General features: G+C 64.4%; 16 protein-coding genes and 2 pseudogenes. 4 read left to right on the forward strand and 14 right to left on the reverse strand.

The window, feature by feature from the left end:
• Nucleotides 1–39 precede the first annotated feature (39 nt).
• Both NMG46_RS11540 and NMG46_RS11545 read right to left on the reverse strand, forming a co-directional pair.
• Nucleotides 40–1,620, reverse strand: a complete 1,581-nt coding sequence (locus NMG46_RS11540) for an ABC transporter substrate-binding protein (RefSeq protein WP_254817772.1) — start codon at nt 1,618–1,620, stop codon at nt 40–42.
• A 20-nt stretch (nt 1,621–1,640) separates the two neighbouring features.
• Nucleotides 1,641–2,354 (reverse strand): FadR/GntR family transcriptional regulator, encoded by a 714-nt coding sequence (locus tag NMG46_RS11545; RefSeq protein WP_254817773.1) that lies wholly within the window; start codon nt 2,352–2,354, stop codon nt 1,641–1,643.
• Between the two features lie 100 nt (nt 2,355–2,454).
• Between NMG46_RS11545 and NMG46_RS11550 the strand changes: the two genes are divergently transcribed.
• From NMG46_RS11550 to NMG46_RS11560, 3 genes are read left to right on the forward strand one after another with little or no spacing between them, the layout of a single operon-like run.
• Nucleotides 2,455–3,426 (forward strand): Gfo/Idh/MocA family protein, encoded by a 972-nt coding sequence (locus NMG46_RS11550; RefSeq protein ID WP_254817774.1) that lies wholly within the window; start codon nt 2,455–2,457, stop codon nt 3,424–3,426.
• On the forward strand, nt 3,423–4,418 hold the full coding sequence (locus NMG46_RS11555) for a Gfo/Idh/MocA family protein (RefSeq protein ID WP_254817775.1): 996 nt from the start codon (nt 3,423–3,425) through the stop codon (nt 4,416–4,418). Before NMG46_RS11550 ends, NMG46_RS11555 begins: the two co-directional genes overlap by 4 nt.
• Complete coding sequence (locus NMG46_RS11560; RefSeq protein ID WP_368389293.1) at nt 4,408–5,379, forward strand: dihydrodipicolinate synthase family protein; 972 nt, start codon at nt 4,408–4,410, stop codon at nt 5,377–5,379. Before NMG46_RS11555 ends, NMG46_RS11560 begins: the two co-directional genes overlap by 11 nt.
• 13 nt (nt 5,380–5,392) lie before the next feature.
• Here the strand turns inward: NMG46_RS11560 and NMG46_RS11565 are convergent, their stop codons facing one another.
• Nucleotides 5,393–6,340: an LLM class flavin-dependent oxidoreductase gene (locus tag NMG46_RS11565; RefSeq protein ID WP_254817776.1), complete on the reverse strand. Its 948-nt coding sequence runs from the start codon at nt 6,338–6,340 to the stop codon at nt 5,393–5,395.
• Between the two features lie 123 nt (nt 6,341–6,463).
• A complete protein-coding gene (locus NMG46_RS11570; RefSeq protein ID WP_254817777.1) occupies nt 6,464–6,619 on the reverse strand; it encodes a hypothetical protein in 156 nt (51 codons plus the stop codon).
• A gap of 267 nt (nt 6,620–6,886) precedes the next feature.
• Between NMG46_RS11570 and NMG46_RS11575 the strand changes: the two genes are divergently transcribed.
• The gene (locus NMG46_RS11575) at nt 6,887–7,654 is read left to right on the forward strand and encodes an SDR family NAD(P)-dependent oxidoreductase (RefSeq protein WP_254817778.1); all 768 of its coding nucleotides are present in this window, start codon (nt 6,887–6,889) and stop codon (nt 7,652–7,654) included.
• Nucleotides 7,655–7,668: 14 nt separating this feature from the next.
• Here the strand turns inward: NMG46_RS11575 and NMG46_RS11580 are convergent.
• The 10 genes and pseudogenes from NMG46_RS11580 to NMG46_RS11625 all read right to left on the reverse strand — a co-directional run bounded on the left by NMG46_RS11580 (nt 7,669) and on the right by NMG46_RS11625 (nt 20,646).
• A pseudogene (locus tag NMG46_RS11580) lies at nt 7,669–8,612 on the reverse strand (ABC transporter permease).
• On the reverse strand, nt 8,609–9,664 hold the full coding sequence (locus NMG46_RS11585) for an ABC transporter permease (protein WP_254817779.1): 1,056 nt from the start codon (nt 9,662–9,664) through the stop codon (nt 8,609–8,611). The pseudogene NMG46_RS11580 and the gene NMG46_RS11585 overlap by 4 nt, the downstream one beginning before the upstream one ends.
• A 233-nt stretch (nt 9,665–9,897) precedes the next feature.
• Nucleotides 9,898–11,148, reverse strand: a pseudogene (locus NMG46_RS11590) (ABC transporter ATP-binding protein); the annotation flags it as partial.
• A 210-nt stretch (nt 11,149–11,358) separates the two neighbouring features.
• Nucleotides 11,359–12,390 carry a BMP family protein gene (locus NMG46_RS11595; protein ID WP_254817780.1) on the reverse strand — a complete coding sequence of 344 codons (1,032 nt, stop codon included), beginning with the start codon at nt 12,388–12,390 and terminating at the stop codon, nt 11,359–11,361.
• A 169-nt stretch (nt 12,391–12,559) separates the two neighbouring features.
• Nucleotides 12,560–13,765, reverse strand: coding sequence for a 3-oxoadipyl-CoA thiolase (gene pcaF / locus NMG46_RS11600; RefSeq protein ID WP_254817781.1), 1,206 nt, complete (start codon nt 13,763–13,765; stop codon nt 12,560–12,562).
• Nucleotides 13,766–13,954: 189 nt separating this feature from the next.
• Nucleotides 13,955–16,018: a 3-hydroxyacyl-CoA dehydrogenase NAD-binding domain-containing protein gene (locus NMG46_RS11605; RefSeq protein WP_254817782.1), complete on the reverse strand. Its 2,064-nt coding sequence runs from the start codon at nt 16,016–16,018 to the stop codon at nt 13,955–13,957.
• A gap of 120 nt (nt 16,019–16,138) precedes the next feature.
• Nucleotides 16,139–17,086: an ABC transporter permease gene (locus tag NMG46_RS11610; RefSeq protein WP_023678189.1), complete on the reverse strand. Its 948-nt coding sequence runs from the start codon at nt 17,084–17,086 to the stop codon at nt 16,139–16,141.
• A 2-nt stretch (nt 17,087–17,088) separates the two neighbouring features.
• A complete protein-coding gene (locus NMG46_RS11615) occupies nt 17,089–18,063 on the reverse strand; it encodes an ABC transporter permease (RefSeq protein WP_254817783.1) in 975 nt (324 codons plus the stop codon).
• 1 nt (nt 18,064) lies between these two features.
• Nucleotides 18,065–19,558 (reverse strand): sugar ABC transporter ATP-binding protein, encoded by a 1,494-nt coding sequence (locus NMG46_RS11620; RefSeq protein ID WP_254818063.1) that lies wholly within the window; start codon nt 19,556–19,558, stop codon nt 18,065–18,067.
• Nucleotides 19,559–19,632: 74 nt separating this feature from the next.
• Nucleotides 19,633–20,646 (reverse strand): ABC transporter substrate-binding protein, encoded by a 1,014-nt coding sequence (locus NMG46_RS11625; RefSeq protein WP_254817784.1) that lies wholly within the window; start codon nt 20,644–20,646, stop codon nt 19,633–19,635.
• Between the last annotated feature and the right edge of the window lies 1 nt (nt 20,647).

Consider the following 20,647-nt stretch of genomic DNA (forward strand, 5'->3'; position numbering starts at 1 on the left):
CGCCAAAGTGGTCCGCCTGCTCGCTTCGTTGCGGGGTTCTTACTGGATATCCCAGCGCTCCGGGTGAGCTGCGTAGGGGCCGCCGCCCGGCGCCGGCGTCCAGACGAAGTCACGCAGCTTGTTGGAGGCCACGCCATAGCGGTTGGCCACCCACAGCGTTGCCCAGGGCAGGTCCTTGTTCATCACCTTGCAGACCTCCTGCCAGGATTGATCGATCTTGGCCGGATCGGTCTGGCCGAGGGCGGTGTCCAACGCAGTGCTCAGATCGTCGAATTCGATGCGCATGGTGTTGAAGCCTGCCGGCGGGATCTGCGACTTGTTGAGGCCGGGGTTGAGGCTGGCCGGATTGGGGCCGTTCTGCAGGCCGGCATAGACCATCGGAAAGCCATTCCAGTCCGGCGTGCCTTGTTTGTAGACGATGCCGTTATAGGTCGGCGTATCGACGACGCGCGGCACCACGTTAATGCCGACTTCGGCCAGCATCGACTGAATGGCGGCCATCACGTTGGCCGCCTGCGGCGAGCCGTAGTAGGTCAGCAGGGTGATCGGTTTGTCGCCGTTGATCTTGTCCCAGCCCGCCTCGGTCAGCAGCGCCTTGGCCTTGGCCGGATCGTAGGCATAGGGTTCGAGACCCTCGGGAACGAGATGCGGCGCGACATAGCCGCAATTGGCCGGCTTGGCGGCACCGCCATAGAGACTGTCTATGATGGCGTTGCGGTCGATCGCGTACATGATCGCCTGGCGGACACGGATATCCCTGAACAGGTCGACCTTCTGATTCAGCCCGATATAGTTGACCACGTAGGAGGCACCTTCGATCACTTTGAAATTGCTGTCACTTTTGAAGGAGGCCGCATCGTCGGGCTCGACATAGGTGAACTGGATTTCGCCGGCACGGAGCGCGGCGACGGCCGCCGCCGGTGACTCGAAATAGCGGTTGATGAGCACGTCTATCTTCGGTTTGCCGCCGCGATAATCGTCATCGGCTGCCAGCTCGACATATTGGTCGCTCACGTAGCGTTTGAACTTGAACGGGCCGGTGCCGACCGGAGTGGTCGACCACCAGGTGCTGGTCGCCAGCGATTCCGGCGACAGGGTGGCCAGGGCATGCTCCGGCAGGATCATCAGCTGCGAGAGGATCGATAGAAACGATCCGTTCGGTTTCGATAGCTTCACCACTGCGGTGTGGTCATCCGGCGCATCGACCGAGGCGATGTCGGCGAGACGGGCGGCAAACAGGCTGCCGGAGGCCTTGTTCTTGGCAAGCTCGAGCGTGAACTTGACGTCCTTCGAGGTGAACGGCTTGCCGTCGTGCCAAGTCTCGTTGACCAGGTTGAACGTATAGCTCAGCTGGTCGTCGCTGATCTTGTAGTCCTTGGCGAGGTCGCCTTCGATCTCGGTCAATCCGGCATTGTAGATGACCAGCGGTTCAAAATAGGTGCTGAGCCAAGTGTAGCCGCCGGTCGCGACCAGCGGGTTGAAGTTCTTGGGAAAGCCGCCGGGACCGACGTCGAAGCCGCCGGCGATGGTTTTGGCGTTTTGTGCCTGGACGCTGGTCACTGGGGCAATGCTGGCGAGCAGCAGCCCTGCGATAGAGAATGCGGTGGTCCTGATGCGCATGGTTTCCTCCCTTGGCATGTTCAGGGTGTTCGGTTTTTGGCGATAACCTGCTGGATTCCCCGGTAATGGTCGTCGAGCCGCCGACGCGCCTGGTCGACATCCTTGGCGGCCACGGCTTCGACGATCTCGTGATGGTCGCGCCATGTCGCCAGCGGCGTCGGATTATCGAGATTGGCGAAATTCGAGGCCTTGTTGAACGCCATCCAGAAGATGTCGATCAGTGCGCTCAGCATGCGATTGTTCTGGCAGCGGAACAGCAGCTGATGGAATTGCTGGTCCTCTTCGGCGAAGCTCTCATGGCGCTCGGCACGTAGCCGCATGCGCTCGGTCAACTGGCGCAGCGCCTCGATGTCATCGGCGCTGATCATCTCGATTGTCTTGGCGATGAGGCCGGTTTCCAGCACGCGACGGATTTCGCGCAGCTCTTCGACGTCGCGGAGCGAATCCTGCAAACCGTAGGCCAGGTTGTCCAGCAGCGGCTTGAACGAGAACTCCTTGACGAACACGCCGATGCCGCGTCGCGTCTCCAGGATGCCGATCGATTCCAGCGCCTTGATGGCCTCCCGCACGGAGTTGCGGCCGACGCCGAGCCGCTGCGCCAGGAACGTCTCCGGCGGCAAGGGATCGCCGGCCTTGAGCTGGTTGCTTTCGATATAGGCCCTGAGGCTTTCCTGCACGGTGACGTGAAGGAGCGGCGGCCTGCTCAACGGTTCGATCGACTTCAGGTCCGCCATCCCACTGCTTTCATTATCCGCTGGACTACCCTGCCCGCTGCTTGTCGTATAGCTACTTATAGGATATCCTGCAAGCCCATAGCAAACATGTTGCTCCCGAATGAAGATAATCCTCGCCGGCTCGAGCCACTGGCACGCCGAAATGCACCTCGACGCCGCACGCTTTTACGGTGCGGAGATCGCCGGTATCTGGGACGAGAATCCTGGCCAAGCGCATGCGTTCGCCGCACACCACGACCTGCCGTTTATCGAAGATTTCACGAAGATACTCTCCAGCCCGCCGGACGTGATCTTGTTGATGGGGCACCCTTCGACGGTGCCGGCGCGGGTACGTGCGATCATCGGGGCAGGGATACCGCTGATCCTGGAGAAGCCGGCGGCCAGCCATACGAGGGAACTGATGGCGCTGCGCGACGTCGCCCGACAGCACCAGGCCTTTGTCGCTGTGCCCCTGCCCAATCGTTTCGGGCCGGCCGTTGCCGCCTTTGAACGGCTGCACCAGCAGGGCCGTGCCGGTGTGGTGGCGCATTGCCAGTTCCGGCTGGTCAATGGCCCGCCTGGGCGCTACATCGCCGACGGTGTCGCCTGGGTCGTTGACCCGGTGGTTGGTGGTGGAGGTGCGTTGCGGAATCTCGGCATACACGGCGTGGATGCTGCACTCAGCCTCGCAACCGGCAGGCTTGGCCTGAAGACTGTTTCGATTGCGAACCGCATCCATCCCGGCCCGGTCGAGGATCATGCGCTGCTGGTGCTGGAAGACGAGGCCGGCGCGCTGTTCATCGTCGAGGCCGGCTACACTTTTGCCTCGATGCGCCCCGGTGGCGACTTCGAATGGCGCATCGTCGCTGCCAATGCGACCCTGATCGACCACGGCGACCGCGCCATCTGCGCCACGCTCGATGATGCGGCAATCGTCGATCTGCCGGTCGAACTGCCGGCAACGCGCTACCGTCTGTGCATGCGCGACACGCTTGACCGGCTGGCCAGAAAGGCGCCTCCGTCGGTGTCCATCGAGGATTACGTTGCGGCGATGTCGCTGATCGACGCCGCTTATGAAAAGGCAGGACCATGATTGGACTAGGAATTATCGGCGCCGGCGATTTCGGCGCAGCCCATGCGCGGGCAATCCGCGAGGTTGGAGGCATTCGCCTCGCCGCCGCCTCTCGTGGAAACGCCGATGCACTGCGGCAATTCACCGCCGAATATGGGGGCAGCGGCTACACCGACTGGCGTCGGCTGCTGGACGACAAGGAGGTCGACGCGGTCCTCATTGCCAGCCCGCATCACCTCCACGCCGAAATGGCCATCGGCGCAGCAGAGGCCGGCAAGCACATCCTGCTCGAAAAGCCGATGGCGCCGACGGCGGCCGCCTGCGATGCGATCAATGCCGCCGTGGCCGATAGCGGCGTCAAGCTGATGGTCGCCCACCTCATGCATTTCGCCCTGCCCTGCATGGCGGCCAAGCAGGTGCTGGAGGAAGGAGTGCTCGGCCGGCCGCTCATCGGATCGAGCTGGATCATCAAGCTCTGGATGGAGCACAATCGCCGCGACTGGCATCTGCGCAAGGCGAGCGGCGGCGGCATGCTGTTGACTGCTGGCATCCACGCGCTCGACCGCCTCGTCTGGCTGATGGATGACGATGTCGTGTCGGTAAGCGGCATGCTCGGCGCCAAGTTCCATGACCAGGAAGCAGACGATACCGCCTTGCTCGGACTGCGCTTCGCCGGCGGCGGCATCGGCCAGGTGCAGAGCGTCGGGTACAGCACCGGCGCTACGACCTACGCCATGGACCTTATCTGCGAGCAGGGAACGCTGCGCATCGACATGGACCGCGGCACGATGCTTGGCCGCGATACGGTCTGGACCGAGCTGCCCGGTTCCTTTGAACCGAACTGGATGCATAACGCGCTGGTGCGCGAATGGAGCGCGATGCGCGATGCCATTGCCGACGACACGCCGGTGCCGGTCGACGGCGCCTATGGGCGCAAGATGATCGCCATCATCGAGGCCGCCTTTGCCTCGAACGAAACCCGCCGCGAACACGAGATCGCCGGTGGACGCTGATCTTAACGACCACCTGGCCCGCTTGCCCGCACACGCGCCGCGCGGCGTCTGGAGCGCCGTGATGCTGGCCATTGATGATCGCGGAGCGATCGACTGGCAGGCGACGAAAGAGACGATCGCCCGGCTCTGCGCATCGGGTGTCGACGGCGTCTATTCCAATGGCACAGCCTGCGAATTCCATTGCCAGACCGAGCCCGAATTCGACCGGCTTTGTGAGCTGGTTGCCGAAACAGCCAGCCGCGCTCGCCTTCCTTTCCAGATCGGCATCAGCCAGTCCAATCCGCGCGTCGCGCTGGAGCGGCTGACGCGGGTCGCCGCACTTCGCCCGACGGCGGCTCAATTCACCTTGCCCGACTGGTGGCCGCCCAGTGACGACGAGATCTTGCGTTTTGTCGGCGGCCTCTGCGAGGCCGCGCCCGAAACGCCGCTGGTGCTCTACAACCCGCCGCACGCTAAGCGCCGCCTGACGCTCGACGGCATCGCCAGGCTGCGTGCGGCCGTGCCATCGCTGGTCGGCGCCAAGCTGCCGGGCGGCGACGCCGGCTGGTATGCCGATATGCGCCGCAAACTGGACGGATTCTCGGTCTTCGTTCCCGGCCACACGCTGGCGACAGGGTATGCCGGAGGGGCTCACGGCAGCTATTCCAACATTGCCTGCCTCAACCCGAAGGGCGCGGTGCAGTGGTGGCAGATGATCCGCACCGACATGGTCGCAGCTGCCGAGGTCGAGGCCCGCATACGGGCCTTCCTCGCCGCACATGTTCTACCGTTTCGCACCCGTTACGACCTCGGGGATGCAGCACTCGACAAGGCGATGGCGGCGGCCGGCGGCTGGGCGCCGCTCGGGCCGCGATTGCTCTGGCCCTACAGCTCCGTTCCCGATGAGGAAATCCCGACCTTGGCCAAGGCCGCTCACGCCGCTTTCCCGGAATGGCGGCAGCGCCGCCAGCGAGGTGCGTGACGACGGCGGCTCTTCAGCAACCGGCTCTCGCGCCCTGTGTCGCGCGTGACGCAAACGCCCCCGGCTGAGGGATATCGGCCTCGCGCCGTGCCAGCGAATTGCGCAGCAGCGCGATCGCCTCGCGGCCGGCCGTCGCAATCTCGCGTGGCCTGTCGACGCCGACAATCATGAACTCCTTGATCCCCAAAGCGGCGTAGGAAAGCAGCGACAGCGCGACCTGCGCCGGCGTCCCGGCCAGTTCGACCGCCTTCTGGCAGGAAGTGGCCGGTTTGTCTTCCGAGCGGATTTGGACGGGAAGCGCGAAACGCAGCTTGCCGGCCCGGCCGTGTTCGGCGGCGGCGCTGCGTACACGCTCCATAGACTGACGGATTTCTGCAAGCGGGCCCGGCGCCAGCTCGAACACGTCCGCATGCCTGCCCGCGACCCTGAGCGCCGTGCCGGACCGTGCGCCCATGCGGATGTTTACGTCGGCGCCATGCGGCCCCTTGCGCGGCACATAGCCGCCTTTGATGCTGTAGAAAGCGCCTTCATGGTCGAACGGTCTGTCGTTCGACCACAACCGCTTCAGCAGCACCAGATATTCGTCGATGCGTTGCCAGAGCACCGTATGGCTGGCTGGACGTGCCTCGGCATCGTCGTCGCTCAGCGGCTCGCTGAGCATCCTGAGCGACAGCCGGCCACCGCTTCTCGCGTCGAGGGCAGCGAGCTGCCGCGCCGCCACGGTTGGTTCGATCACGCCTGCCCAATGCGTCAGAACGACTTCCAGCGACGAGGTGCGGTCCAGCGTCTGGGCGGCAAGGTCCATATTGGTGAGCAGCCCGGCCTCGTCGTCGATGACGATCTTCCGGAATCCGGCATCTTCGATCAGTGACAGCTTCGTCGCGGTCTCGACAAAGTCATAGAAAAAGCTGGCGTCGGCAGCGCGTATCTTACCGGGAACATGCGTGAACTCGATCGGCATTGCCATCTCCATCACGTTGGAATCAGGGCGCGCAGAAGCGCACCGGCATTCGGTCAACTCCGGAATTTCTGCAAACGGCAGGCCGCTATCCCGAGGAAGCCTCGACGATCAAGGCCTCAATAATCAGGGAATCAGCCCGAGGACCACTGCCCCGGTGAATACAAACGCAAGGGCAAAGACGAGATAGGCGAAAGCGCCGGCGTAGGCCGGCCGCCATACCTGGTCGGAACCCAGCCTTTGACCTCTGCGGGCAGTCTGAGTGTTCTGGCTATAGGACATATCGACCTCCGTCTCGGCGCTTAATCTATAAAATCAGTAGACTTTGTCGAGTGCTATTTTCGCGCGATCCTTAGAACAATTTTCTCCAAACGGCGGACAAATTAGTGCTTTTACTGCTTAGCGTGCTGCCTTTTGAGGCAGGCGGGGTGACGGCAGAAAATGGCAGGTCCACGTGTCCGTGGCTCCTTGGCCAGCCATTGGATGAGGGATAGCATCGCTGCTTCAGTGGAAAGCCACGACGTCACGGCAAGGCAGCAGGAGCAAACCATGGGCACAAGACTGGCCGGCAAGGTCGCCATCATTTCGGGTGGCGCGACGGGCATGGGCGGTGCGGCCTCGGAGCTTTTCGCGGCCGAGGGCGCCAAGGTGGCGATCATCGACCGCAACGGCGAAGCTGCCGCCGCTACCGCAGCAGCAATCAGGCAACGCGGCCATGTCGCCGAGCACTGGGTCGCCGACGTCTCGGACGAGGCGCAGGTCGAAGCGGCGGTGAGGGGCGTGATGGAAAAATTCGGCCGGGTCACGGTTCTGTTCAATCACGCCGGCACCATCGTCATAAAACCCTTCCTGGAGACCACGCTGCAGGAATGGGAATGGCTGCATGCCGTCAATGTGCGCTCGATGTTCCTGATGACGCGCGCCGTGCTACCCGGCATGATCGCCGCCGGCGGCGGTTCCATCGTCTGCACCTCGTCGATCTCGGCGGTGGCGGCGACGCCGATGGAGGTGCTCTACGATACCACCAAGGGCGCCTGCCATATGTTCGCGCGCGCCATTGCCGTCGAGTTCCGCGACCGCAACATCCGCTGCAACGCGGTCTGTCCAGGCTTCATCAGGACACCGCATGGCCTGCGCGAGGTCGCCGATCTCGACAAACTCGGCATCGATGTCTCCGACGCGGCAATGGCGGCGCAGCAAGGACGGATCGGCGAGCCGGAAGAGGTGGCGAAGGCAGCCCTGTTCCTGGCCAGCGACGAGGCCGGCTTCGTCAACGGCGCCCATCTGTTCGTCGACAACGGCTTCACCGCGATGTGAAAGGCGAAGCGCCGTTACCGCTCTTCGCGCCGGAACGGCTTGAGCAGCGCCGAGGGCGCCACCGCATTGCGCGACATCACCGCCATGGCGACGATGGTGAAGATGAACGGCAGCATCAGGAACGCCTCGTAGGGGATATGGCCAAGCCCGCTCGCCTGCATGCGCAACTGCAAGGCGTCGACGGAGGCAAAGAGCAGTGCGGCGCCTGCCGTGCGCCAAGGGTCCCAGCGGCCGAAGACGACGAGCGCGATCGCCACCCAGCCGCGTCCCGAAACGACGCCGAAGGTGAAGGCGTTGAACTGCGCCATCGACAGGAAGGCGCCTGCGAGCCCCATCAAGGCACCACCGAGGATCACCGCCTGGAAGCGCGTTGCGATGACGCTGACGCCGGCCGAATCGGCGGCCCGCGGGTTTTCACCGACCATGCGAACCGACAGGCCCCATGGCGTGCGGTAGAGCACGAAGGCGGCCAGGGGAATAGACAGCATCGCCATGTAGACCAGCGAAAACTGGTTGAACACCGCCGGCCCAAGCACCGGTACGTCGGACAGGATTGGGATCGGCAGCGTCTCGAACCCCTTGATGTTCGGTGGCACCGATTGCTGGCCGAAGATCAGCCGGTAGAGGAAATAGGCAAGGCCCGACGAGAACAGCGTCACGCCGATACCGCAGACATGCTGGCTGAGGCCGAGCGCTACCGTGAACAGCGCATGCACGGCACCCATCAGTCCCCGGTCAGCACCGCCGCAAGCACGCCGAGCCACAGGCTGCCGCTGAGACTCGCCGCGGTGAAGCCGGTCATTGCCGACAAAAGCATGATGCCTTCGATGCCGAGATTGAGCACACCGGCGCGCTCGGAAAACATTTCGCCCAGCGTTGCGAAGGCAAGCGGCGTGGCGATGCGGATGATCGCGGCCAGGAAGCCGACCTGGAAGATTTGCTCCAGCACCACGCTCATCTGGCGGCTCCGACGCGGCGGATGCGATAGGCGGTGAACAGGAGCGCCACCAGCATGGCGAGCAGCGCAGTTCCCTGGATGACTTCGCTGAGGAAGGCCGGAACGCCGGTCGCCCGCGACATCGCCTCGGCGCCGGTCATGACGGCGGCAAGGAAGATCGCCGCCGGCACCACGCCGAGCGGATTGAGCCTCGCCAGCATGGCGACGACGATGCCGGAATAGCCATAGCCCGGCGAGATGTCGCTCATCACCTGGAAATGCACGCCGCCGACCTCGCCGACGCCTGCAAGGCCGGCCAATGCGCCGGACAGCAGCGCCGTCGAAATCAGCACCCGCTCGACATTGATGCCGCCATAGCGCGCGGCTTCCGGGTTCTCGCCGGTGACCCTGATGCGAAAGCCGAGCGTTGTACGCGCGACCACGAACCAGATCAGGGGTGCCGCGACCAGCGCCGCGACGACGCCGAGATGCAGCCGCGTGCCTTCGATGAGTACCGGGAAATTCGCTGAATCCTCGATCGGGGGCGAGATCGGGTAGCCGCTGAAACTGTCCTTCCATGGCCCCTCGATCAGCGCCATCAGCGCGTAGAAAATGACCGAATTGAGCAGCAGCGAGCTGACCACGTCATCGACCCTGAATTTCACCCGTAGCGTCGCGGGGATCAGCGCGACGGCAGCGCCGGCGGCCCCACCCGCCAGCGCCATCAGCAGCATGGCGAGCGGCCCCGGCATCGGGATGGCGCCGACGGCACAGCTCGCCACCGCACCGGCGAGCAATTGCCCTTCGGCGCCGATGTTCCAGAACTTGGCGCGGAAGGCGACCGCCACAGCAAGCCCTGTGAAGATCATCGGGGTGGCACGCACCAGCGTTTCGGTGACGGCGTAGCTGTCGCCCAGCGACGCCGAAAACATCACGCTATAAGCCTCGACGACGCCGGCGCCAGCCAGTGCGATGAGGCCGCTGCACAAGATCAGCGTCGCCCCGATGGCGAGCAGCGGCAGCGCCAGATTGAACCAGGCGGGCGTTGAGGTGCGGGCCTCGAGACGGAACATCACGCCTCCGCTCCGGTCATCATCAACCCGAGTCTGGCGACGCTGGCGTCGGCACTGTCGAGCGTGCCGACGATGCGGCCCTCATACATCACCGCGATACGATCCGAGAGCATCAGCAACTCTTCCAGGTCCTCGCCAATGACGATGATGCCGCAGCCCTTGGCGCGCATGTCGAGGAATTTTTCGTGGATGAAGCGCGCGGCGCCGATGTCGAGGCCGCGAGTCGGCTGCGAAACGATCAGCACCTTCGGATCGAAGGCGAGTTCGCGCGCCAGAAGCGCCTTTTGCAGATTGCCGCCGGAAAGCGCCCCGGCGCGCGTCATCGGGCCGGGGCAACGTATGTCGTAGGCCTTGATCTGCGCCTCGGCGAAGGCGCGGATCGCATCCGGCTTGAGCAGGCCGTTGCGGCTGAACGCCGCCGTGCCGATGCGCGGCAGCACCATGGAATCGGCAAGCGGCAGATTGGTGACCAGCCCTGTCGTCATGCGGTCTTCCGGGATGCGGCCGAGGCCGAGCGCCTGGACTGTGCTCGGCGAGAACCGCGAAACCGCTTTGCCGGCTATGGTCATCTTCCCGGCATCGGGCGCACGCACGCCGGAGATGACTTCGGCAAGCGCGCGCTGGCCATTGCCGGAGACGCCGGCGATGCCAAGGATCTCGCCGCCACGAACCGACAGCGAAACATCGCGCAGCGCCATGCCGGAATGATGCGATGTCGAGATACCGTCGAGGGTCAGCACGGCCGCACCGGGCATCGACGGTCCTCTGGCCGGAGGCACGATCTCGTGGCCGCACATCAGCCGCGCCATCTCCGAAGACGTCGTGCTGGCCGGCGCATCGACGCGACCGGCAACGCGCCCATGCCTGAGCACGACGCAGCGATGCGTCAGCGCCCGCACCTCGTTGAGCTTGTGCGAAATGAAGATGATGCCGAGCCCTTGTGCCGCCATCGAGCGAAGCGCCGAAAACAGTCCGTCGATCTCTGTCGGCGCCAGCACCGCCGTCGGCTCGTCGAGGATCAGCAGCCTTGCGCCGCGAAACAGCGCCTTGACGATTTCGAGCCGCTGTTGCTCGCCGACCGACAGCGCCGAGACGGGGAGGTCTGGGTCGAGCGTCAGCCCGTGCTGGCGGCCGATCTCGGCGAGCCGCGCCACCCCGCCGGCGCGGTCGATTCGGCCCGATCTGCCGGGAATGCCGATCAAGAGGTTCTCCAGCACCGAAAGCCGCGGCGCGAGATGAAAATGCTGGTGCACCATGCCGATGCCAGCGGCCAGCGCATCGGCCGAGCTGTTGATCGCCAGCGGCCGGCCCTGCACCAGGATCTCGCCGGCATCGGGCGCATAGGCGCCGAACAGCACATTCATCAGCGTCGTCTTGCCGGCGCCGTTTTCGCCGAGCAGCCCGAGGATTTCACCCGGCGCGACGCTGAGATCGACGGCTTCGTTCGCCTTGACGGCGCCAAAGCTCTTGGAGATGCCGCGCATTTCGATGAGAGGGGCAGGCGTTGACAAGGCGGGATCCTGGTGGCGTTGACGCCGATATCCCTCCACCTTGAGGGGAGGGTGCCGAGCGAAGCGAGGCGGGAGGGGTCGTCTCAACCGCCTCGACGTTTAGACCGAAAAAGATGGAGCGCGTCGCCGAGAACCCCACCCGGCCCTGCGGGCCACCCTCCCCTCGAGGGAGGGATGCGCCGCTCAGTCCGAGACCGGCGTATTCTCATCGACATCGACACGGAAATTGCCGTCGAGGATTTCGGCCTTCTTCTTTTCGACCAAGTCCTTGACCTCGGTCGGCAGCGTCTTGTCGAACTTGTGATAGGGCGCGAGGTAGGAGCCGCCCTTGGCCATGCGCGAGAAATCACCGTAATCCTGCGCCGTAAAGACGCCGGCCTTGACCAGCTTGATTGCCTGCTCAACCGTCGGATACATGTCCCAGACCGGCCCGGTGATCACCGTGTCGGGGCCGAGGCTCGATTGGTCCGACATGTTGGAGATAGCGAGGATCTTCTTCTCGACCGCCGCTTCGATGACGCCAAAGCGCTCGGCATAGATGACGTCGACGCCGGCGTCGATCTGGGCGACAGCAGCTTCCTTTGCCTTCGGCGGATCGAAGAACGAGCCGATGAAGGCGACCTTCTTCTTGATGTTGGGATTGACCTCCTTGGCACCGGCAAAGAAGGCGTTGACCAGCCGGTTCACTTCCGGAATGCCCATCGCCGCGACGGCGCCAATCGTGCCCGATTTCGACATTTTTCCGGCAATCATGCCGGACAGATAGGCCGGCTCGTGGATCCAGTTGTCGAAAACCCCGAAATTCGGCTCGGCCGGCCCTGCGCCGGAGCCGAACAGGAAGGCGGTCTTCGGGAATTGCTTGGCGGTCCTGCGCGATTCGCGCTCGGCGGCGAAGGCATCGCCCAGCACCAGCTCATAGCCGCCCTGCGCATATTCGCGCATGACACGGCTGAAATCGGCGGTCTGCACCTTCTCCGACCATTTGTATTCGATGCCGAGTTCCTTCTCGGCCTTCTGCAGGGCGACATGGATCTGGTTGTCCCACGGCTCCTCGATCGGCGTGGCGAAGATCGCCGCCACTTTCAGCTTCTTGGTCTTGGCGAAGGCGCTGTCCGGCAGCATCGCCGCCGCCAGGCCGAGCGCGCCCAGCTCCAGCACGTTGCGTCGCGAAAGCCCTTCGCGTTTCGATTGGATTCTGCTCTTCCCGTTGTCCATTGCATGCCCCTCTGATTGGCGCCGTGTCGAGCCGGCTCTCTTCTCTGGAATATCGGCGGAGGAACTATGGAACGGTGCCCGGCTTTTGTCCACATGGTCAAATTTGGCCGGGCGGAACTGCTGTAAACGTTCGTGTAATCGCAGCTTTAGAACGACCGGAGCTGCTTGCTCACAATCTCTCGAGCGCCACCGCGATCCCCTGGCCGACCCCGATGCACATGGTCGCGAGGCCGTAGCGGCCGCCGCGTTCGCGCAGCTCCAGCGCCGCCGTGCCCGTGATGCGCGCGCCGGACATGCCGAGCGGATGGCCGAGCGCGATGGCGCCGCCATTGGGGTTGACGTGCTCCGCATCCTCGGCAATGCCGAGTTGGCGCAGCACGGCAATGCCTTGCGAGGCAAAGGCCTCGTTGACCTCGATGACATCGAATTGTCGCGGCTTCAGGCCGAGCCGGGCGCATAGCTTTTGCGTGGCCGGCACCGGGCCAATGCCCATGATGCGCGGCGCCACGCCGGCGGTGGCACCGCCGAGAATACGGGCGATCGGCGTCAACCCGTATCTTTTCACGGCGGTCTCCGAGGCGACGATCAGCGCTGCGGCACCATCGTTAACGCCCGACGCATTGCCGGCGGTAACCGTGCCGCCTTGCCGGAACGGCGTCGGCAACTTGGCCAACGCTTCGATCGACGTGCCCCCGCGCGGATGCTCATCTCTGTCGACAACGACCGGATCGCCCTTGCGCTGCGCGATCGTCACCGGCGTAATTTCCTTCGCCAGCCGACCATTGGCTTGCGCGGCTACGGCCTTGTCCTGGCTGCGCACGGCAAACGCATCCTGGTCTGCGCGGGAGACAGCGAACTCTTCCGCCACGTTCTCGCCGGTCTCCGGCATCGAATCGACGCCGTATTGCTTCTTCATCAGCGGATTGATGAAGCGCCAGCCGATCGTGGTGTCGTAAATCTCGGCATTGCGCGAAAAGGCGGTCTCCGCCTTCGGCATGACAAACGGAGCACGGCTCATCGATTCGACGCCGCCTGATACTATCAGCTCCGCCTCGCCGGCTTTGATGGCGCGGGCAGCAATCATCACCGCATCCATGCCCGAACCGCAGAGGCGATTGACGGTCGAGCCGGAAACCTCCTTGGGCAGGCCGGCCAGCAGCAGGGACATCCGCGCCACATTACGATTGTCCTCGCCGGCCTGGTTGGCGCAGCCATAGACGACATCGTCGATGGCGGTCCAGTCGATGCCCGAATTACGCTCGACCAGCGCCTTCAAAGGGATAGCGCCGAGATCGTCGGCACGCACCGCCGACAGCGAACCGCCGAAGCGTCCGATCGGCGTGCGGATGTAGTCGCAGATATAGGCCTCGGCCATTAGCCTCTCTCTTGCACTGACGATTTCTGCTCCCGGCCCAGCCATGTTGGCCGCATTTTCCTTGAGACGAAAGCACATCTTGCCGCCGGCCGTTCGGCCAAAGACAATTTCAGCTGCCGCCCGCCGGGAGCGGCGGATCAGCCGATGCTTTCACCCCCGTCGATCACCAGCGCCTGGCCGGCGTTGATACTAGCCGCCGTCCCAGGAACCGGTTTCGGCCATCTGTCTGAGCCGGGGTGCCACTCGAAAGACGTCCTTGCCGGTCCGCCGGTGCCAGTGATCCAGCCGCTGGATGATCTTGTCCACGCCTTCGAGGCTCGCCCAGAACATCGGCCCGCCCTTGCCGACCGGGAAGCCGTAGCCGTTGACCCAGACAAGGTCGATATCGGACGCCCGGGCGGCAATCTTTTCCTCGAGGATTTTGGCGCCCTCGTTGATCATCGGATAGAGCGTCCGCTCGATGATCTCCTCGGCGCCGATTGGCCGCGGTGCGATGCCGCGTTCGGCAGCCTTGTTGCGGATCAGCGTCTCGACCTCGGGATCGGGCAGCGGCGTGCGCGAACCGTTCTCATAACGATAGAAGCCGCTGCCGGTCTTCTGGCCGAAATGTCCCTGTTCGCACAACGCATCGGCGATCACGGCCGTCCGGCCGCGCGCCTTGCGGTTGCGCCAGCCTATGTCGAGGCCGGCGAGATCGCTCATCTCGAACGGCCCCATCGGCCAGCCGAAATCGGTGAACACCTGGTCGACCTGGCTCGGCATGGCGCCTTCCAGTAGAAGCGTCTCCAGTTCCGCACCGCGCGCCGCCAGCATGCGGTTGCCGACGAAGCCGTGGCAGACGCCAACGACGACCGGCACCTTGCCGATCCGCCGTGCCAGATCGACGATGGTCGCCAGCACGTCGGGCGAGGTCTTGTCGGCGCGGACGATTTCCAAAAGCTTCATGACGTTAGCCGGCGAAAAGAAATGCATGCCGAGGAGATCTTGCGGCCGCGACGTCGAACCGGCGATCTCGTTGACGTCGAGATAGGAGGTATTGGTGGCGAGGATCGCGCCCGGTTTGGCCACCGCATCGAGCCTGCCGAAGACATCCTTCTTGACCGCCATCTCCTCGAACACGGCTTCGACGATCAGGTCGCAATCGGCGAGGTCGGCATAGTCGGTGCTGCCCCTGAACAAATCCAGCCGCTCGCGCTTGGCGTCTTCGCTCAGCGATCCGCGGATAACGGAAACGGCATAATTCTTGGCTACCGTCGTCAGTCCGCGTTGCAATGCTTCCTGCGTCGTCTCCAGCAAGGTCACGGGAAGACCGCCATTGGCGAAGGCCATGGCGATGCCGCCGCCCATGGTGCCGGCGCCGATGACGCCGACCCGGGCGATCTTGCGCCTAACGACATCCTTGCCGGTAATCTTTGCCGCCTCACGTTCCGCGAAGAACAGATGCCGCTGCGCGCGTGACTGGTCACCGGCGACAAGCTTGAGGAACAGGTCGCGCTCCGCCGCCAGCGCTTCGTCGAAGGGCAGCGTCAGGGCGTTGCGGACCGACTGCGCACAGGCGATCGGCGCCTCGAGGCCGCGTGCTTTTTTGGAAAACGCTGCCGCCCGCTTGTCGAAAGTCGGCAAGTCGGCCTGGTCGAGGCGATCATTGCGGTCGCGCGCGGGCGTGAACGGACCGCCTTTCGCGGCCGTTTCGCTGGCGAAACTCACCGCTTTCGCGATCAGGTCGCCATCGAAGACGGCATCCACCAGGCCGTCGGCGAGCGCCTCGGCAGCACCGATCGGCGTTCCCGAAACGATCATGCTGAGTGCCTTTAGCGGACCAACCAGGCGCGGTAGACGAACCGTGCCGCCGCCGCCCGGCAGCAGGCCGAGCTTAACTTCCGGCAGGCCGAGCCTTGCCGTTCGGTCGGCAACACGGAAATGGCAGCCGAGCGCCAGTTCCAGGCCGCCGCCGAGCGCAGTGCCGTGAATGGCTGCGACCGTCGGCTTGGTGATAGTTTCCAGCACGGCGACAATAGCGCGCAATTCCGGCTGCTGCGCCGGTCTGCCGAACTCGGTGATGTCGGCGCCTGCAACGAAGGTCCGCCCGGCGCAGGCGATCACGATTGCTCCGACCGACGGCTCGTCCCGCAGGGAAACGAGCGCCCGCATCAACGGCTCGCGCACATGGAAGCTCAGTGCGTTGACCGGCGGATTGTCGATGATCACCACCGCGACGTTGCCATGCCTTGTGGTGCTGACGAAATCGGACACGCAAACCTCATACAACGATGTTGGCCAATAGCGCGACGGGATTTACAGCGCTGGCATGCGGATGGGAACCACGTGTTTTGCGGGCCGGATCGTTATCCCCTCGCCGCCGGGTGCCTCGCCTTAGCGCAGCGCCTTCTGCCCACCGGCGGCGGTGATGACGCCGACGATGATCAGCCCTGTCAGCACCAGGCGGACGCCGACGCTGACGCCGAATGTGTTGAGCATGGTCAACAGCAGCACGAGAAACAGCGCCGCGCCCCAGACCCCCGGCACATTGGCCTTGCCGCCAGCCACCGACGTGCCGCCGATGACGACGACCGCGATTGAGGCCAGCAGATACTCATTGCCGATATCGACATTGGCGCCGCGGAAATAGCCGGCGAGCAGTGCGCCGTCGAGGCCGCCGAGCGCGCCCGACAGCGTGTAGGTGAGGAAGCGGGTGCGGCCGACATTGACGCCGGCCAGCCAGGCGGCGCGGATGTTCTGGCCGATCGCCAGCACCGAGCGTCCGTAGATCATGCGCTGCAAAACGATGCCGGCGCCGATGGTGAACAGCACGGTGAGGATCGCCAGCACCGGGATGCCGAACACCTGCCAGTTGGTGAAGTCGGCAAAGCCCGGCGGCGGCTTGATCTGCAGGCCGCGCCCATAGCTGATATCGACCGACTGGATAACGAAACTGGCCGACAGCGTCGCGATGATCGGTGGAATGCGCAGCGCCCAGATCAGCAGATAGTTGACGGCGCCGATCGCCATGCCGCAGGCAAGCGCGGCCAGCAGCCCGACCGCGATCATCGCATCGTTGCCGTCCATGACCTTCATGGCGACGGCGCTGGCAAGGCCGATGTTGGCCGGCAGCGACAGGTCGACATTGCCCGGCCCGAGCGTGATGACGAACATCTGGCCGACGCCAACAATGACGGTGAAGACCGCGAGCGACAGCGCCGCCGTGATCATGCCGCCGCCGCCATAGCCGCCGGTGAAGGCGATGGTCGCCAGCCACACCAGCAGCGCCCCGAAGAATGACCAGATCCAGGGTCTGGCGAGCAGGGTCCGCAGCGAAGCCATGCTCACCTCTCCCTGCGGCTGATCAGCACCCGCGCCGCCAGCACGATGATCAGGATGGCGCCATTGGCGGCGACCTGCCAGTCGGGCGGAATGTGCATGAAGGTCAAGAGCGGCGATGCCGCCAGCGCCAGCGTCAGCGCGCCGATGACGGCGCCGATCGGCGACACCCGGCCGCCGACGAACTCGCCGCCGCCGAGGATGACGCCGGCGATCGAAAGCAGCGTGTAGCCATTGCCGATATTGGCATCGGCCGAGGTGGTGATGCCGATCAGCGCCATGCCGGACAAAACGCCGAACAGACCGGTCAGCGCAAACAGTGCGATCTTGGTGCGCAGCAGCGACCAGCCGGCGCGCTTGAGTGCGGCTGAATTGCCGCCCGATCCACGCAGGATGACGCCGTAGGAGGTGCGCATCAGGCCAAAGTGGACGACGGCCGCGATCAGCAATGCCGCGACGATCGGGAACGGAATGAAGGGTGGCTTGAAGGCCATCAGCGCCAGCAGCCAGTCCGGCGCCTTGCCGCCGGGCTTGGGCAGGATGAGGATGGCCATGCCCTGCCAGACGAAACTCATGCCGAGCGTCACCACGATAGAGGGCAGGTTGCGCAGATGGATCAGCGCGCCGAGCAGCGCGTAGACGCCGATCGACCCGAGCAGGATGACGACGCCGAGCAGCGGCGCGTCCTTCAGCCACGTCGCCGTCACACAGCCGACGAAGCCGACAAAGGTGCCGATCGACAGATCGAGCTCGTTGCCGGCGATGACGAACATTTGCGCGATCGTCGCCAGAGCGATCGGGATCGCCAGATTGAGCATCAGGCTGAAGCCGAAATAGCTGATGGCGCGCGGGTTGAGCCAGGCGATGGCGATGAGCACCAGCGCCAGCGACAGTGCCGGCAGCAGGCTGCGCAGCATACGCGCCCGCCTCGTGGCGCGAGCCGAAGATTTTAGCCCATTCTCGACAGATGCCGCTGTCATCTCAGGCCGCCTCGCCGAACGACGACTGGATGATTTTTTCCTCCGTCAGTTCGTCGCGACGAAGGTTGGCGACAATCCGGCCGTTCTTGAACACATAGATATGGTCGCAATTGTCGAGCTCTTCGGTTTCGGTGGTGTACCAGAGGAAAGTGCGGCCATGGCGAGCCTCCTCGCGCACCAGGTCGTAGACTTCGAGCTTGGTTCCGATGTCGACGCCGCGCATCGGATCGTCCATCAGCACGATCTTGGCGTCGGAGCCGAGCGCCCGCGCGAACAGCGCCTTCTGCTGGTTGCCGCCGGACAGCGAGAAGATGTTGTTGTTCATGTCGGGCGTGCGGATGCCGATTTTCCGCTGCCACAGCTCGGCGAGCTCGGCTTCCCGCTGCGGCGAGATCAAGAGGCCGTTGCGCAATCGCGCCAGCGAACGGATGCCGATGTTCTCGGCGATCGACCATTGCGGAAAAATCCCGTCCGACTGGCGGTCGCCGGCAACCAGCGCAACCGGCGCGGTGACCTCGATGCCGGTCCTGGCGCGGGAAGCCGCAGCAAAGATCGCCAGCAAAAGATCGGTCTGCCCATGCCCGGCAAGCCCGGCAAGGCCAATGATCTCACCAGCACGGGCGACGAGCTCGTTGCCGTCCTGCTGTCGCGCCGGCCGCGCCCGGACCCGCAGCGGACCGGGCTCCGGCTTGCCGCTGGCAATCTCTGCGGCGGCCTTCTCGCGTGCCGCAGCTCCGCCCATCGCCGTCACCAGCCTGTCGCGGTCGAATTGATCGGCCTGCCCGGCGGCGACGACCTTGCCGTCGCGCATCACGACGATGCGGTCGGCATTTCCGAGCACTTCGCCGAGCACATGCGAGATCAGGATGCAGCTCTTGCCGGCGGCTACGAAGCGGCGCACGAACGCCAGCAGCTGGCCGGCGGTATGCGCATCGAGCGAGGATGTCGGCTCGTCGAGGATGACCAGTTCGAGCGGCTCCTGCGTGACCGTGAAGGCGCGCGCCACCTCCACCATTTGCCGGCTGGTGATGGAAAGATCACCGACGATGTCGGATGCCGAGATGCTGTGGCCGGGGAATATCTCGTCGAGCTTGGCGGCGATCAGATCGGCCGCCTTGCGCCGCCAGCCGAAGCCATTAAGCGACGCGTGGTTGATCCGCGTGTTCTCGGCGACGCTGAGGTTCGGGCAGAGCGACAGTTCCTGGAAAACACAACGGATGCCGAGCTGCTGTGCGCGCGGCACCGAATAACTTGCCTCGACACCGCCGCGGACCGCGATCTGCCCGGTGTCGGGGGCAAGCGTGCCTGCCACCATATGCATGAGCGTCGATTTTCCGGCGCCGTTATGGCCGACGAGACCGACGCATTCTCCGGCACGAACGCTGAAATCGACACCGGCGAGCGCCTTGACGGCGCCGAAATGTTTTTCGGCTCCGTCCAGTCTTATGATGTCCAAACTGACGGCGCCGAAAAGCTTTTCGGCGCCGTCCGGCATGATGATGTCTGCATTGGCCTCGGGCATCCCTCAACGATACCCGGTTATCCGTGGCGGCAACAATAGTGCCATGCTCACTTGATGTTGGCCTTGATCGCGGCGATGGCGTCTTCCTGCGTGTATTCGTGGCTGGCGACACCGCCCTTCGGAATCTTCGGCAGCGCGGCCTCGAAATCATCCTGTGTGAAGGCAAGATAGGGAACCAGCAGGTCGTGCGGCACGTCGGTGCGGCCGTCGAGCACCTGCTGCGCCACCCAGAAGGCAAGCGTCGATACGCCCGGTGCGATCGATGCCGACCAGGTCTGGTAACCGTCTTTTTCCTTCTGCTCCTTCCACCACTGCAATTCGTCCTGGCGATTGCCCATGATGATGGTCGGGCGCGGCTTGCCGGCGGCGGCGAAGGCCTGCGCCGCGCCGTAGCCGTCACCACCCTGGTCGACGACACCGACAACATCCGGCAGCGACGGCAGGATCGTTGCGACCGCTTTCTGTGCCGTTGTCTGGTCCCAGTCGCCGGTCACCGAGCCGACGATCTTGAACTCGGGATGGGCAGCGACACCCTCGAGGATGCCGGCGTGGATGGCGTCGTCGATCGAAGTGCCGGCGAGACCGCGGATTTCCAGGAGATTGCCGCCCTTGGGCTGGAACTTGGCCATCTGTTCGACTTCCTGCTTGCCCATGTCCTTGAAGTCGACGACGACGCGGTAGGCGCAGGGTTCGGTGACGATGCCGTCGAAGGAGACGACGACGATGCCGGCGTCGCAGGCCTGCTTGATGGCGCCGTTGAGCGCATCCGGAGACGCCGCGTTGATGACGATCGCGTCATAGCCCTGCAGGATCAGGTTCTGCACTTGCGCTGCTTGCGTCGGCACTTCCTTGTCGGCCGTCGTGAAGACGTCCGCGGCGCCGACCACCTTGTCGGCAACCGCCTTCTTGGTGACGATGGCGTAGCTGTCCAGCATCGCCTGCCGCCAGGAATTGCCGGCGTAATTGTTAGAGAAGGCGATTTTCTTGCCGCTGGTGTCGGCAAGCGCGGTGCCCGAGGCGAGCATCGCCGCAAGGGCGCCCAAAACGAATATTTTCTTCATG

This window comes from Mesorhizobium sp. LMG 17147 (assembly GCF_024297145.1).
Taxonomy (GTDB): Bacteria; Pseudomonadota; Alphaproteobacteria; order Rhizobiales; family Rhizobiaceae; genus Mesorhizobium.

Excerpts from the sequence above, each read along its gene's own strand:
- NMG46_RS11575 (WP_254817778.1), top strand. The coding sequence starts at position 6,887 with ATGGGCACAAGACTGGCCGGCAAGGTCGCCATCATTTCGGGTGGCGCG.
- NMG46_RS11585 (WP_254817779.1), bottom strand. The coding sequence starts at position 9,664 with ATGTTCCGTCTCGAGGCCCGCACCTCAACGCCCGCCTGGTTCAATCTG.
- NMG46_RS11570 (WP_254817777.1), bottom strand. The coding sequence starts at position 6,619 with ATGTCCTATAGCCAGAACACTCAGACTGCCCGCAGAGGTCAAAGGCTG.
- NMG46_RS11555 (WP_254817775.1), top strand. The coding sequence starts at position 3,423 with ATGATTGGACTAGGAATTATCGGCGCCGGCGATTTCGGCGCAGCCCAT.
- pcaF (WP_254817781.1), bottom strand. The coding sequence starts at position 13,765 with ATGGCCGAGGCCTATATCTGCGACTACATCCGCACGCCGATCGGACGC.
- NMG46_RS11545 (WP_254817773.1), bottom strand. The coding sequence starts at position 2,354 with ATGGCGGACCTGAAGTCGATCGAACCGTTGAGCAGGCCGCCGCTCCTT.
- NMG46_RS11550 (WP_254817774.1), top strand. The coding sequence starts at position 2,455 with ATGAAGATAATCCTCGCCGGCTCGAGCCACTGGCACGCCGAAATGCAC.
- NMG46_RS11615 (WP_254817783.1), bottom strand. The coding sequence starts at position 18,063 with ATGACAGCGGCATCTGTCGAGAATGGGCTAAAATCTTCGGCTCGCGCC.
- NMG46_RS11620 (WP_254818063.1), bottom strand. The coding sequence starts at position 19,558 with ATGCCGGACGGCGCCGAAAAGCTTTTCGGCGCCGTCAGTTTGGACATC.
- NMG46_RS11565 (WP_254817776.1), bottom strand. The coding sequence starts at position 6,340 with ATGCCGATCGAGTTCACGCATGTTCCCGGTAAGATACGCGCTGCCGAC.
- NMG46_RS11595 (WP_254817780.1), bottom strand. The coding sequence starts at position 12,390 with ATGGACAACGGGAAGAGCAGAATCCAATCGAAACGCGAAGGGCTTTCG.
- NMG46_RS11625 (WP_254817784.1), bottom strand. The coding sequence starts at position 20,646 with ATGAAGAAAATATTCGTTTTGGGCGCCCTTGCGGCGATGCTCGCCTCG.
- NMG46_RS11540 (WP_254817772.1), bottom strand. The coding sequence starts at position 1,620 with ATGCGCATCAGGACCACCGCATTCTCTATCGCAGGGCTGCTGCTCGCC.
- NMG46_RS11610 (WP_023678189.1), bottom strand. The coding sequence starts at position 17,086 with ATGGCTTCGCTGCGGACCCTGCTCGCCAGACCCTGGATCTGGTCATTC.